Origin of the sequence: Vibrio breoganii (assembly GCF_001677275.1) — a bacterium.
GTDB classification, from domain to species: Bacteria; Pseudomonadota; Gammaproteobacteria; order Enterobacterales; family Vibrionaceae; genus Vibrio; species Vibrio breoganii.
This window is the reverse complement of sequence record NZ_CP016177.1, coordinates 2,404,857-2,418,139: the sequence shown is the minus strand read 5'-3', so window position 1 is coordinate 2,418,139 and position 13,283 is coordinate 2,404,857. Positions and strand designations below refer to the sequence as shown.

10 protein-coding genes and 9 tRNA genes are annotated in these 13,283 nt (G+C 44.6%); 4 read left to right on the top strand and 15 right to left on the bottom strand.

What is annotated here, in order from left to right:
• Positions 1-47: 47 nt before the first annotated feature.
• Positions 48-1,934, bottom strand: a complete 1,887-nt coding sequence (locus tag A6E01_RS11200; protein ID WP_065210235.1) for a PTS mannitol transporter subunit IICBA — start codon at positions 1,932-1,934, stop codon at positions 48-50.
• A 613-nt stretch (positions 1,935-2,547) separates the two neighbouring features.
• Between A6E01_RS11200 and A6E01_RS11195 the strand changes: the two genes are divergently transcribed.
• Positions 2,548-2,967, top strand: a complete 420-nt coding sequence (locus A6E01_RS11195) for a VOC family protein (RefSeq protein ID WP_017026781.1) — start codon at positions 2,548-2,550, stop codon at positions 2,965-2,967.
• Between the two features lie 369 nt (positions 2,968-3,336).
• On the opposite strand, the gene A6E01_RS11190 is transcribed toward A6E01_RS11195, so the two are convergent.
• The 12 genes from A6E01_RS11190 to mutY all read right to left on the bottom strand — a co-directional run bounded on the left by A6E01_RS11190 (position 3,337) and on the right by mutY (position 8,422).
• A tRNA-Asn gene (locus A6E01_RS11190) sits at positions 3,337-3,412 on the bottom strand.
• 20 nt (positions 3,413-3,432) lie between these two features.
• A tRNA-Thr gene (locus tag A6E01_RS11185) sits at positions 3,433-3,508 on the bottom strand.
• A gap of 33 nt (positions 3,509-3,541) precedes the next feature.
• Positions 3,542-3,617, bottom strand: a tRNA-Asn gene (locus A6E01_RS11180).
• 21 nt (positions 3,618-3,638) lie between these two features.
• Positions 3,639-3,714, bottom strand: a tRNA-Thr gene (locus tag A6E01_RS11175).
• A 45-nt stretch (positions 3,715-3,759) separates the two neighbouring features.
• Positions 3,760-3,835, bottom strand: a tRNA-Phe gene (locus A6E01_RS11170).
• Positions 3,836-5,392: 1,557 nt separating this feature from the next.
• Positions 5,393-5,468: transfer RNA gene (locus A6E01_RS11155), tRNA-Asn, on the bottom strand.
• Between the two features lie 38 nt (positions 5,469-5,506).
• A tRNA-Phe gene (locus A6E01_RS11150) sits at positions 5,507-5,582 on the bottom strand.
• A gap of 8 nt (positions 5,583-5,590) precedes the next feature.
• Positions 5,591-5,666, bottom strand: a tRNA-Thr gene (locus A6E01_RS11145).
• A gap of 54 nt (positions 5,667-5,720) precedes the next feature.
• Positions 5,721-5,796, bottom strand: a tRNA-Phe gene (locus A6E01_RS11140).
• A 104-nt stretch (positions 5,797-5,900) separates the two neighbouring features.
• On the bottom strand, positions 5,901-7,040 hold the full coding sequence (gene mltC, locus A6E01_RS11135) for a membrane-bound lytic murein transglycosylase MltC (RefSeq protein ID WP_065210233.1): 1,140 nt from the start codon (positions 7,038-7,040) through the stop codon (positions 5,901-5,903).
• A 47-nt stretch (positions 7,041-7,087) separates the two neighbouring features.
• Positions 7,088-7,360, bottom strand: coding sequence for an oxidative damage protection protein (locus tag A6E01_RS11130; protein WP_017027133.1), 273 nt, complete (start codon positions 7,358-7,360; stop codon positions 7,088-7,090).
• Positions 7,361-7,369: 9 nt separating this feature from the next.
• Positions 7,370-8,422, bottom strand: coding sequence for an A/G-specific adenine glycosylase (gene mutY, locus A6E01_RS11125; RefSeq protein ID WP_065210232.1), 1,053 nt, complete (start codon positions 8,420-8,422; stop codon positions 7,370-7,372).
• Between the two features lie 208 nt (positions 8,423-8,630).
• Between mutY and trmB the strand changes: the two genes are divergently transcribed.
• The 3 genes from trmB (at position 8,631) to glsB (ending at position 11,451) form a co-directional block, all read left to right on the top strand.
• Positions 8,631-9,350, top strand: a complete 720-nt coding sequence (gene trmB, locus A6E01_RS11120; protein WP_065210231.1) for a tRNA (guanosine(46)-N7)-methyltransferase TrmB — start codon at positions 8,631-8,633, stop codon at positions 9,348-9,350.
• Between the two features lie 72 nt (positions 9,351-9,422).
• On the top strand, positions 9,423-10,454 hold the full coding sequence (locus tag A6E01_RS11115; RefSeq protein ID WP_065210230.1) for a TRM11 family SAM-dependent methyltransferase: 1,032 nt from the start codon (positions 9,423-9,425) through the stop codon (positions 10,452-10,454).
• A 76-nt stretch (positions 10,455-10,530) separates the two neighbouring features.
• Complete coding sequence (gene glsB / locus A6E01_RS11110; RefSeq protein WP_065210229.1) at positions 10,531-11,451, top strand: glutaminase B; 921 nt, start codon at positions 10,531-10,533, stop codon at positions 11,449-11,451.
• A 51-nt stretch (positions 11,452-11,502) separates the two neighbouring features.
• Here glsB and hemW read toward each other — a convergent pair whose 3' ends face one another.
• Both hemW and A6E01_RS11100 read right to left on the bottom strand, forming a co-directional pair.
• Positions 11,503-12,681 carry a radical SAM family heme chaperone HemW gene (gene hemW, locus A6E01_RS11105; RefSeq protein WP_065210228.1) on the bottom strand — a complete coding sequence of 393 codons (1,179 nt, stop codon included), beginning with the start codon at positions 12,679-12,681 and terminating at the stop codon, positions 11,503-11,505.
• The gene (locus A6E01_RS11100; RefSeq protein WP_065210227.1) at positions 12,678-13,283 is read right to left on the bottom strand and encodes an XTP/dITP diphosphatase; all 606 of its coding nucleotides are present in this window, start codon (positions 13,281-13,283) and stop codon (positions 12,678-12,680) included. Before A6E01_RS11100 ends, hemW begins: the two co-directional genes overlap by 4 nt.

Sequence of the window (13,283 nt, the reverse complement as noted above, 5' to 3'; positions counted from 1 at the left end):
GGGGAGCTGGCCTCGTCACTTACTTAGGAGCGTGACTTAAAGCAATTTTATTTTCCGTTGAGGATATTCAATACATCTTGAGGGTTCGATGTAGTCTTCAACAGTTCAACAGCTTCTTCGTCATCAAGTGAATTAGTGATAGCGGTGATAACTTGAATATGTTCGTCACCTTGTGCCGCGATACCGATTACCATCTTCGCAACATCATCTTCGTCTTCACCCCACTGAATACCTTCAGGGAATTGGCAGAACACGATGCCAGTGCTTTCAACATACTGCTTAGCTTCGATAGTGCCGTGTGGTACAGCAATTGACTCACCTAGGTAGGTTGATACCAACTCTTCACGAGCAAGCATGCCGTCTACATATTCTGGGCGAACATTGCCAAGCTTAACCAGTTGCTCACCGGCAAATTTAATGACTTCTTCTTTAGTCTTTGCTTGCATGCCAAGGAAGATATTGTCGTTTGACAGTTTCAATGTACCTTGCTGCTCTGTCTCTTCTTTAGCAACTGCTGGGGCTTCTGAAGCACCTTGAGCTTCTAGGAGTTGTGCAACGAGATTGTCGTACACAGCGCCGTCTAGGAAGTTAGACAGTGAAATGTGGTAAGCACTATCAACAACTGAACGAGCACGGTCAGTAAGATCTTTGTGCGTTACAACGATATCGACATCTTGCGGTAGGTTGTTGATTGCTAGGTTAGTTACTGAAATATCTAGGCCAGCCGCTTCTACTTTCTTACGTAGTAGACCTGCACCCATTGCACTTGAACCCATACCTGCGTCACACGCTACAATGATGTTTTTTACTGCTGACATGTTTACGTCAGCGTTTGCAGCTTGGCCTTTAGAAGACGCTTTCATGTCTTTCATTTGACTTGCTGCTTTCTCTAGAGAGTCTTCTTCATCGTCTGCTTGAGCTTGAGTTTTCATTAGCAATGATGCAACAAGGAATGATACCGCTGCCGCTGCTACTACAGAAAGAATTACACCGATGAATGAATCTTTAGGTGTCATGATTAGAACAGCAAAGATAGAGCCAGGAGATGCTGGAGAAATCAGACCTGAGCTAAATACTACGTTAGTGAATACACCAGTCATACCACCTGCGATTACAGCAAGGATTAGACGAGGGTTCATCAATACGTATGGGAAGTAGATTTCGTGAATACCACCAAAGAAGTGGATGATAGAAGCACCAGCAGCAGATTGCTTAGCGTTGCCTTTACCAAATACCATGTACGCTAGAAGTAGACCAAGACCTGGACCTGGGTTCGCTTCAATCAGGAAGAAGATTGAACGACCTAGTTCTTCAGATTGCTGAACACCTAGTGGAGTAAAGATACCGTGGTTGATTGCGTTGTTTAGGAACAGAATCTTCGCAGGCTCTACAAAAATAGAAGCTAAAGGAAGCAAGCCAGCGTTTACCATTACGTCTACACCAGCAGCAAGTGCTGAAGATAGAAGTTTAACCGCAGGACCAACAACTAAGAATGCTAGGATGGCACAAATCATACCAACGATACCGGCAGAGAAATTGTTTACCAACATCTCAAAGCCACTCTTCACTTTACCGTGAACAGCAGCGTCAAATTTCTTGATTGCTAGGCCGCCTAGAGGACCTACGATCATTGCACCCATGAACATTGGAATGTCAGTACCAACGATAACACCCATAGTAGTGATTGCACCTACTACAGCTCCACGGTCGCCTCCGACCATTTTACCACCTGTATAACCGATTAAGAGCGGTAGAAGGTAGGTAATCATAGGACCAACCATAGCGGCTAACGTTTCGTTAGGAATCCAGCCTGTTGGAATGAATAGGGCGGTAATGAAACCCCAAGCAATGAATGCCCCAATATTAGGCATAACCATGTTGGAGAGGAAACGACCAAAGTTCTGTACTTTGATCTTAGCTTCGGGAGATAGCATAGGGTGACCTCGTTTATTATTTGAGCCAGTTGGCAGTGTTGTTCTGGTTAACGTTGACAAAAATCTATCACATAAATTTAAAAACGCACGTGACACCCATTAAATGTGATCACAATCACGGTCGAGCTGTTTGTATTATCAATTAAGGGTGATCTAGGTCACATAAAGTGGGTGTCAATAAATTACACAAACAACTTATTGAGATTTACTCTCATTTACTGCAGATGTAGGTCACAGTTTTTCCTCTTTGGGGAGAATATTTATTGTGATGCAGATCTCATTTATTGCATTTCATGCATAATTACAGTGAATAAATGGTTGGTTTGTAGACTTTGTCTGTGTGGTTTTTGCGCGAGTAAGGGGTGTCAGTAACATCTTGTAATTAAATTACATTATTGGCAGGGTGATATTCTAAAAAAGTGAGGATCTGCGTTTTAACCTATGTGAACTGGCAAACAGATGTAGAGCCATTGATCTTGGGGGCGTGGAGTCTGCTTTATATTGTAGTGATTAATATTAGGGAATTACCGGGTTTTTATGAAGGCTCTAACTTGAAGATTGTTCGTGACACTCCTAGTTTTGAGATACAGACAAACTCACTCAAGGTGTACATATGAGCCAACTGACTCCATATTTATTTTTCTCAGGGAAATGCGAACAGGCCCTAGCTTTTTATTGTGATGTATTCTCTGGTGAGGTTGTTTCACAGCAGCTCTTCTCTGACGCTCCCCAGGTTATAGAGGGCGCCGAGCCTCATTGGGTTATGCATGCCGAGTTTAAATGCCCTCACTTCTCACTGATGATGTCAGACGGCCTGAAAAGCACAGAGAGAGACGGACCTATTGCCCTATCTATAATGCTTGACGATATGAGCCAACAGGCTGAGATATTTAATGCATTGGCGGAAGAAGGGCAGGTGATTATGCCTCTAACCGATATGTTTTGGGGGGCACACTTTGGGCAGCTCGTTGATAAGTTTGGTATCCGTTGGATGCTGCATTGCCAGAATGATGTGGGAGCGAATAATCAATAGTGGTTAGTACTTTTTTGGAAAGAGGAATATTTAGATGAAGGGCTTTTGAGTACCTTCCCTGTAGCCAACGTTTTAAAGTGTCATACTGGCGAAGGCCAGTATCTTGGATGCTTCAGATCTACCTAAGATTCCAGCTCAAGGCTGGAATGACGATGTAATTAGCCTAGCCTCCGTAGTGACATATCCGCTGTACACAAAGTTCTTCAGAGACAAAAAAGCCCTAGTCCGAGGACTAGGGCTTCTAATGTAGCTTCCCTTGTGAGACTTAACACGCCGAGTTTCGGTTACGACATATTCACTGTTCACAAAGCTACTTTTCAAAATTCGACAGATACAAAAAAGCCCAGTCCGAGGACTGGGCTTATAATGTGGCTCCCCTTGCAAGACTTGAACTTGCGACATACGGATTAACAGTCCGCCGTTCTACCAACTGAACTAAAGGGGAATTACTTTTAAGCAAATAAATGGTGCCGACTACCGGAATCGAACTGGTGACCTACTGATTACAAGTCAGTTGCTCTACCTACTGAGCTAAGTCGGCGCCGTATCAATAGCATTAGCTAGTGATGAAAAATGGCTCCCCTTGCAAGACTTGAACTTGCGACATACGGATTAACAGTCCGCCGTTCTACCAACTGAACTAAAGGGGAATTACTTTTAAAGTAAATAAATGGTGCCGACTACCGGAGTCGAACTGGTGACCTACTGATTACAAGTCAGTTGCTCTACCTACTGAGCTAAGTCGGCACACTATATTCTTTACTGATGTCTAAGACACCAACAATTAAATTGTGGTGCCCGGAGGCGGAATCGAACCACCGACACGAGGATTTTCAATCCTCTGCTCTACCGACTGAGCTATCCGGGCGACGGGGGGTATTAAACGGTTTTTCGTTATTCAGGTCAACAAAAAAATGCAAAAAATATTCCGCTTGATGAAATTCTAGTCCGAAGCGTACATTTTATGTATAAAAGAGCGATTTTTTCACCAATTAATAACGAATTCTTTTCTTATTGCTACATTCATCGCTCACCACATATAGGGTAGCGATTGATAAACCTATGACTTAGTGATGATGACAGGGAGATCGTACTGAGTAATAACTTATTGGTCGCTAACTGTGAGCATATCTAGAGATTAGCTGAGAGATAAGTTTTTGAGTGTTGGTTTATTATTCTTTTAGTAGCAGAGGTAAAGAGGGGGATTATTGAGAGAAGAAATATTAAGTGAGCTTGATTCTGCTAATGGCTGGTTCACTGGTGCGTAAAGGGCAAATCAACGTCATCCCCGAAAGGTTTTATCGGGGATCTAATTAGTTCGGCAATTGAAGAGGTCTCCGATAAAAGACTTCGGAGACGACGGTAGTGGGAAAGCTTGAGTTGCTGAAGATTGGTTAGCACTTGATGAAGAAAGAAGTGCGCAGCTTACCAGTTACCTTGCGTCCAAAAGGTAAAACAAAGTCATCCCCGAATGGTTTTATCGGGGATCTAATGAGTTCGGCAGTTGAAGAGGTCTCCGATAAAAGACTTCGGAGGCGACGGTAGTGGGAAAGCTTGAGTTGCTGAAGATGGTTAGCACTTGATGAAGTAAGAAGTGAGCTGATTGGTAGCTAACTTGTATAAAGGGTTAATCAGCGTCATCCCCGAATGGTTTTATCGGGGATCTGGTTAGATCTGCAATTGAAGAGGTCTCCGATAAAAGACTTCGGAGACGACGGTAATGGGGAAGCTTGGTTGCTGAACGCAGGTAGAATTCGACAGATACAAAAAAGCCCCAGTCCTAGGACTGAGGCTTATAATGTCGCTCCCCTTGCAAGGCTTAACACGCCGAGTTTCGGTTGTGACATATTCATCGTTCACAAAGCTAATTATCTTCCAAAACCAACAAATACAAAAAGCCCCAGTCCGAAGACTGAGGCTTATAATGTGGCTCCCCTTGCAAGACTTAACACGCCGAGTTTCGGTTGTGGCATATTCACTGTTCACAAAGCTATTTTTCAAAATTCGATAAATACAAAAAAGCCCCAGTCCGAAGACTGAGGCTTGTAATGTGGCTCCCCTTGCAAGGCTTAACACGCCGAGTTTCGGTTGTGACATATTCATCGTTCACAAAGCTAATTTTCCAAACCAGCAGATACAAAGAAGCCCCAGTCCTAGGACTGAGGCTTATAATGTGGCTCCCCTTGCAAGACTTAACACGCCGAGTTTCGGTTGCGACATATTCATTGTTCACAAAGCTAATGATCTTCCAAAACCAACAGATACAAAAAAGCCCCAGTCCGGAGACTAGTGCTTCTAATGTGGCTCCCCTTGTGAGACTTAACACGCCGAGTTTCGGTTGTGACATATTCACTGTTCACAAAGCTATTTTTCAAAATTCGATAGATACAAAAAAGCCCCAGTCCGAAGACTAGGGCTTATAATGTGGCTCCCCTTGCAAGACTTGAACTTGCGACATACGGATTAACAGTCCGCCGTTCTACCAACTGAACTAAAGGGGAATTATTTGTGCAATGTTTTCACATTCAGCACCAAATAATGGTGCCTCGAGGCGGAATCGAACCACCGACACGCGGATTTTCAATCCGCTGCTCTACCGACTGAGCTATCGAGGCATAAAGAATGGTGCCGACTACCGGAGTCGAACTGGTGACCTACTGATTACAAGTCAGTTGCTCTACCTACTGAGCTAAGTCGGCACACTTTATTCTTTGTGCAATGTTGACGTTACTTGAACACCAACAATCAAATTGTGGTGCCCGGAGGCGGAATCGAACCACCGACACGAGGATTTTCAATCCTCTGCTCTACCGACTGAGCTATCCGGGCAACGGAGCGCTATTAAACGTATTTTTGAGGAATTCGTCAACCTGTTTTTTGGTTTTTTTTCAAAAAGCGTGTTGTTTGCTTTTAATTTGAGCATATTGCTCAAATTATCCCTTTCCTTGGTTAAAATCGCGCTTATATTTGGTCACCTTCTCCAAATATCTTCGAGCTTCAGCATTGCTATGTTTATTGGTTAATGCCCAATAAACTTGATTTGGCTGCAAAGAATTTAAGTTTTTCATCGCATTACTACGACTGTTTCGATCAAAGGTGTTCAATACTCCACCCGTTCCGCCGTTGTATGCTGAGATCATACTGTACTCAAGGGATAAGAAATTGTTCACATCCTTCAAGTAGCGGTTCTTCAGAATGTAAAAGTAAGCGGTACCGGTATCAATATTATTTTCAGGATTGAACAGATACTCCGGGGTAGGGATGCCAGGCTTCTTTTTAACCAGCTTAAACACGTCGGCACCTGCGGTTTTGGGTACCACCTGCATAAGTCCGTAGGCATTCGCCCAACTCACTGCGTAGGGGTTAAAGCTGCTTTCTGTTTTAATGATCGCGTAGATCAGGTCTTCTGGAATGTCGTAGCGCTGCGACGCCCTTCGTACAATATCGGCGTACTTATAGGAGCGCACATCTGAGTGCGTAGCGACCATAGGTATTTCTACATAGTGGGCTATTTTATAGTCCACTTTTTTAGTCTTCATCTTGTTTGCAATGAGGTAGTCTGCAAACTTATTCGCTCGCCAGTTCCACTGGATTGGCTTGCCTTCTTGATCTACAACTTGTTGATATAAAAAGGGTTCACCTTCTAGCTTAATGTTGGATGAAGAGAAAAGATCAACATGCGCAGGATCATCAGGCGTCAATAGAGTGGTGATGATCGCCGTTTTTAGGTGGGCTTTTGGATCATTAGAGGCCACGGTTTCGATCGTGATCTTACCTGTTGAAAAGTTAACTTCAGCTCGGCTGTCATAGTTATCTATGTACTTCACATAGTTGCTTTTACCAGCAACCTTGACCTGCTGCTTCCCCCACTTTTTCTCAATATCACCGGTAAAACTACTGATCAATGAGTCGAGAGCTGCGGTGTCTTTTTCAAACTGTCCGGGCTTAGGCGCTAAATTTTTCTCCGCAAATCGGCTAGTAGGTTCGTAGTTTACGTCGTAGATTTTTTCTACAAATTCACGACTGCAACCAGCAAGAATTAAGGGAAGGGCAAGATAAAGCAGCTTTTTCATTGGCATCCAAAAACTAAAAAAAGAGTGGCAAAAGCCACTCGATAGGATTATTGACTAGGTGGCGTATAGCCATCGATAACGATGTCTTTGCCCTCAAACAGAAAGTTAACCATTTCTGTTTCTAGTAATTTTCGATGCTCAGGATCCATCATGTTCAACTTTTTCTCGTTGATTAGCATGGTTTGCTTGCTTTGCCACATGGCCCAAGCTTCTTTAGAGATGCCATCGAAGATGCGTTTGCCAAGTTCACCGGGATACAGTTGAAAATCCAGACCGTCTGCATCCTTCTTTAGATGCTCGCAAAATACTGTGCGACTCATGAGTGTTCCTTATGTTAGATCATACTTGAGGTTTGCTAGCAGGTTCTTAACCGGTGCAGCCAGCCCAAGTTTCTGTGGTTGAGACAAGTTATACCAAAGACCTTGGTTTTGTTCCATTACAAGGCTAGGAACTTGCTCTAGGTTTAACAATACAGGCGTAATATCTAGGTGATAATGACTGAAAGTATGCTTAAAGGCGATCAACGTTTTCGCATTGTTAATTTCACCCTCACTACAACCTAAGGTCTGTAGGTAGTGTTGGATATCGGCGTTAGGTTGCTCGGGAAAACAATGTAAGCCTCCCCAGATACCTGATGAGGGTCTTTGTTCCAGCCACACCTCATCGTTATGATGAAGAATCACAAACCAAGTTTGTTTTGTAGGTTTCTCTTTCTTGGGCTTTTTACCCGGATAGTCAGTTTGGTTCTGCTGCTTAAAAGCAACGCAGTGCTCAGAAACGGGGCACAACGAACACTTAGGCTTGCTGCGAGTGCAAACCATGGCTCCCATATCCATCATAGCTTGGTTGTATTCGTCTACTCGCTTGTCAGGGGTATGCTCACTAGCCACTGCCCATAACGCGTTTTCAACGACCTTTTTACCAGGCCAACCATCAATGGCATTACATCGTGCAAGAACCCTTTTTACATTGCCATCTAGGATAGGGTGAGGCTGATTAAATACCGATGACAATATCGCGCCTGCAGTAGAGCGACCAATGCCGGGCAGAGCATTAAGCTCTTCAATATCTAATGGGAAGCTACCGTTATATTGGTCTGCTACGATTTGTGCACTCTTGTGTAGATTGCGCGCTCTGGCGTAATAGCCAAGCCCTGTCCAAAGGTGCAGCACCTCATCAATATGAGCCTTAGCCAGAGAGTTAACATCAGGAAATTGTTCTAAAAAGCGCTCAAAATAAGGGATGACAGTGGCCACTTGCGTCTGCTGTAGCATTATTTCTGATAGCCATACCTTGTAAGCTGTTTTGTCTTGCTGCCAAGGAAGGTGTTTCCTACCGTATTGCTGATACCAAGTAAGTATCTGATTTGCGAATGGTGTCACTGAGAGCCCACAAAATTAGTCATCAAAGGTTAGAAATTGCACCATAATAGTTAGGTTAAGTAAAACTAAGTTGTGCTGATTAAGCGCGATAGACAGCCAATATGCATAGAAATTGGAATAATTTGCCTTTGAAATGATTTATGCACTTGCGTAATGAAGATTTCTTTGGATAATTCCCGCTTTGATTAATCGATGAACAGGCAACAGAATGAGCGAAGTAACGACTAACGAATATACCGAAGATGGCAAACTGGTGAGAAAAATCCGCAGTTTTGTGCGTCGAGAAGGTCGATTGACTAAAGGTCAGGAAACCGCTTTGAACGAATGTTGGCCGACGATGGGCATCGATTATCAAAATGAATTGCTAGATTGGGCACAGGTGTTTGGTAACACTAACCCAGTCGTACTTGAGATTGGCTTTGGTATGGGCGCTTCGTTAGTCGAAATGGCGAAGGCTGCTCCAGAGAAGAACTTCATTGGTATTGAAGTTCACCGCCCAGGTGTTGGTGCTTGTCTAGGTCTTGCTCGTGATGAGGGTATCACTAACCTTCGTGTTATGTGTCACGATGCCGTTGAGGTGTTTGAGAACATGATCCAGGATGGCAGCTTACAGACCGTTCAGCTGTTCTTCCCTGACCCATGGCACAAGAAGCGTCACCACAAGCGTCGTATCGTGCAGGTTGAGTTTGCTGAGATGCTTCGTTCAAAGCTTCAGATGGAAACGGGTATTTTCCACATGGCGACTGACTGGGAAAACTATGCAGAGCACATGATTGAGATTATGAATCAAGCTCCAGGCTTTGCTAACATTGCTACAGAGGGTGACTATATTCCTCGCCCAGAGGAGCGTCCTTTGACCAAGTTTGAGGCTCGAGGTCATCGCCTTGGACATGGTGTCTGGGATATTAAATATAAGCGCACTGCTTAATTGATATCGAGGGGCTACTAGGTAGCCCTTTTTTATTTCTATCTTGCTCAAATTTAACAATAAGGTTTTTGGATGTTTCAATACGCTATTTTGGCCAATCCGGGTCACAACCGTATCTACTTTGATACCGCAGTAAAGATCGCGTGTTCAGAGCTAAAAGCGATTCTTGCTTCTATGGACATCATCGTGGATGAAGTCTTGGAAAAGGATATCGGTTTACCTGCAGCTCTAGTGTTTGAAACAGATAAAGAACTGGACGCGCAGCAACTCAAAAGACTGTCGTCGTCGTCGATTTACTATGCCATTTTCCAAGTCGTAGAGGCGGGACTACTCAAGCCACTGCAACCTGAAGCGTTCAATACCTTCCCTGAAAGCATGAGTCAGATCCTGCGCTACACAGGAAAAACCAATGAGCAATTTACTCGCTTGATGGTTAATTTAGGTTTAAGTGCGGCTACAACTAACAGCACGCGAAAGTGTCTGATGGATCCTATGTGTGGCAAAGGAACAACCCTATATGAGGGCTTGATCCAAGGTCTAGACGTTATGGGTGTAGAGATCAATGCCAAATGGGTTCAAGAGATCCAAACCTTTATCGTTAAGTACATGAAAAATGGTCGTTATAAGCATAAAGTGACCAAGGAAAAACGTACCGGAAGTGCGGGCAAAAAGATTGCCGATGGCTTTGTGGTTAATGCAGCGGTCAACAAAGAAGACTTTGTGAAAGACCTTGGGCAATCGATGAAGTTGTACGCAGCTGATACACGCATTGTGAATCAAATCATCAAGAAGAACTCATGTGATGTGATGGTCTCTGACCTTCCTTATGGTGTGCAACATGGTAGCAAGAGTGCCAAAGACACTAAGATGGCTCGAAGCCCACTAGAGTTGATTGAGGAAGCACTTCCAGCGTGGAAGAGTGTATTGAAGCCAAAGGGCGCGATAGTGTTGTCGTTCAATGAGTTCACTCTGAAGTGGACTGAGCTAGCAGAGCTGTTTGCCGAGCAAGGCTTTGAGGTGCAAGATAAAGAACCTTACACTGGATATCTGCACCGCGTAGACCAGTCAATTAACCGCAATATCTTTATTGCTGTTAAACCTTAAACTAGCCTTAAATAGCGACTTCCCTAAAGCCAACCTAGTGTTGGCTTTTTTGTCCTTGAATAACCCAAGGTAAGAAATGAAACCAACAGCTGAATTATTGCAAGACATCCTAGCAGAAGTCGCTCCCTTGATAGGGCAAGGGAAAGTGGCAAACTACATTCCTGCACTCGCTCAAGTCCCGAGTACTAAACTCGGCATCGCTGTATATACCAATCAAGGTGAAGTTTTCAAGGCAGGAGATGCGGACGAGGCATTCTCCATCCAGTCTATATCTAAAGCTCTTAGTTTAACCCTTGCCATGCGCCTGTATGAGCAAGAAGACATTTGGACAAGAGTCGGAAAAGAGCCCTCTGGCCAAGCATTTAATTCACTGATCCAGCTGGAAATGGAACAAGGCATTCCTCGCAACCCATTTATCAATGCCGGGGCTATAGTGGTTGCTGATCTGCTTAATTGTCGCTTGTCTGCTCCAAGGCAGTATCTTCTGGAGTTTGTGCGTCAGTTGTCAGGTGATACGCATATTGTCTATGACAAGGTGGTTGCGGCATCGGAGATGATGCACGGAGATCGCAATGCGGCCATTGCCTATTTAATGCGTTCTTTTGACAACTTTAACAGTGAGGTGATTCCGGTTCTGGAGAATTACTTTACCGCCTGCGCCCTTAAGATGAGCTGTGTTGACCTAGCGAAAACCTTTAGTTATTTGGCCAACAAGGGTATATCGGTGAGAACCGGTAAACGTGTGGTCTCCGTGACTCAAAGTAAGCAGTTAAACGCCTTACTCGCCACCTGTGGTTTATATGATGGTGCGGGTGAATTTGCCTACCGAGTGGGCATGCCGGGGAAGTCTGGTGTGGGTGGAGGCATCATTGCTGTTGTGCCCGGTGATATGACTATCGCAGTATGGTCGCCTGAGCTTGATGCATCAGGCAACTCATTGGCAGGTACGAGAGCTTTAGAGCTTCTATCTGAGCGCATAGGGCGCTCAATTTTTTGAGTGTTTAGTGAAAAGCCATTAACCGTCGTTTACTCTTCTGACAGCTGCCCACTAATCCTCTTCGACCATAAAGGCCTCGAGCAAATCATTTAGAAATAGCTTTCCTTTTTGGGTGATTTGCCAGTGGCTTTCGGTTTCACTTAAGTAAGACTTTTCAATTGCCCAATCGATAGTGGATTGAATCGCGCTAATTGGCAGCCCCGTTGTGTTCACAAAGTCCTGCTTAGGGCAGGCTTCGATCAATCTAAAGCGGTTCATAAAGAACTCAAATGGACGGTCTTCATCGGCCACTATATGTTCTGTATCTAGGTATGGCTTAACCATGTTTTGATAGCTGGCTAGATAGCCTCTAGGGTGCTTTGTCTTGGTAGTGCGAACAATGCGTCCGTCGCTAAAGCTAAGCTTGCCATGTGAACCACAGCCGATACCGAGGTAATCACCAAAGCGCCAGTAGTTAAGATTGTGCTGACACTGATAACCGGGCTTACTGTAACCTGATATTTCGTATTGCACATACCCTGCAGCATTCAGCTTCTCATGCCCTCTTTCGAAGATATCCCAAAGGTCATCATCATCAGGCAGTGTCGGCGTTTTGTAATAGAACAGAGTGTTGGGTTCAATGGTTAACTGGTACCAAGATAGGTGTGGTGGATCCAGTTCAATGGCTTTGCCTAAGTCATCCAGCGCCTGCTCAATACTTTGCTCCGGAAGGCCGTGCATCAGGTCTAGATTGAAGCTATTCAAATCAATGGTATGGGCTAGCTTGGCTGCATTCACCGCTTCATCTTTACCGTGTATGCGACCTAAGCGCTCAAGCTTTTGCTGCTCAAAGCTTTGCACGCCTATGGAAATACGTGTGACTCCCGCATAGACATACTGAGCAAATCGCTCCGCTTCAATGGTGCCAGGGTTCGCCTCCATGGTGATCTCTATATCTTTCGAGAAGGCAACGCGCTGTTGAACGCCACTGAGCAAGCGTGCAATTTGCTGTGGAGAGATCAGACTTGGCGTACCGCCACCAATGAAGATGGAGGTAAGCACTCTTTCGCCAACGGAGTCCGTATATTTACTGATATCGCTATCCAAATCTTCGAGAAGGGCATCGATATACAACTCTTCAGGGATATCACCCTTCAGAGCATGGGAGTTGAAGTCGCAATAGGGGCACTTTTGCACACACCAAGGTATGTGAATATAAAGGCCTAGTGCGGGTGGCGTTAGCGTGCTCATAGAGCCTGTTTTAGCTGTTGGAATAGCTCATTTAGCGCCTTTCCTCGATGAGAGAGCTGCTTTTTACGCTCAGGGGATAATTCTGCAGAGGCACATCCATCTTCTGGAACATAGAAGATCGGGTCATAACCAAAGCCATTGTCACCATGGGCTTTAGTTAAGATACGTCCTTCCCATTTTCCATGGCAAACGATAGGTGTAGGGTCATCCGCGTGACGCATGTACACCAATACACAGTGAAAGCGCGCACTGCGTTGTTCCTCAGCAACACCGTCTAGCTCATTGAGTAGTTTGTCTAGGTTTTGCTGGTCAGTTGCCCCTTCGCCTGCAAAGCGTGCAGAGTAAATCCCAGGTGCACCCTTAATAAAGTCGACCTCCAATCCTGAATCGTCAGCAATGGCAGGTAGACCCGTTTCTTTCGCGGCATGGCGAGCCTTGATGATGGCGTTCTCAATAAAGGTTGTGCCTGTTTCAGCGACATCTGAGACCTGATATTCACTTTGGGCGTGCACCTCAAAGCCAAAGTCAGAAAGCAGGTTCGCCATTTCACGTACCTTGCCTTGATTTCCTGTAGCAAGCACGAGTTTATTTTTTGCAGACAA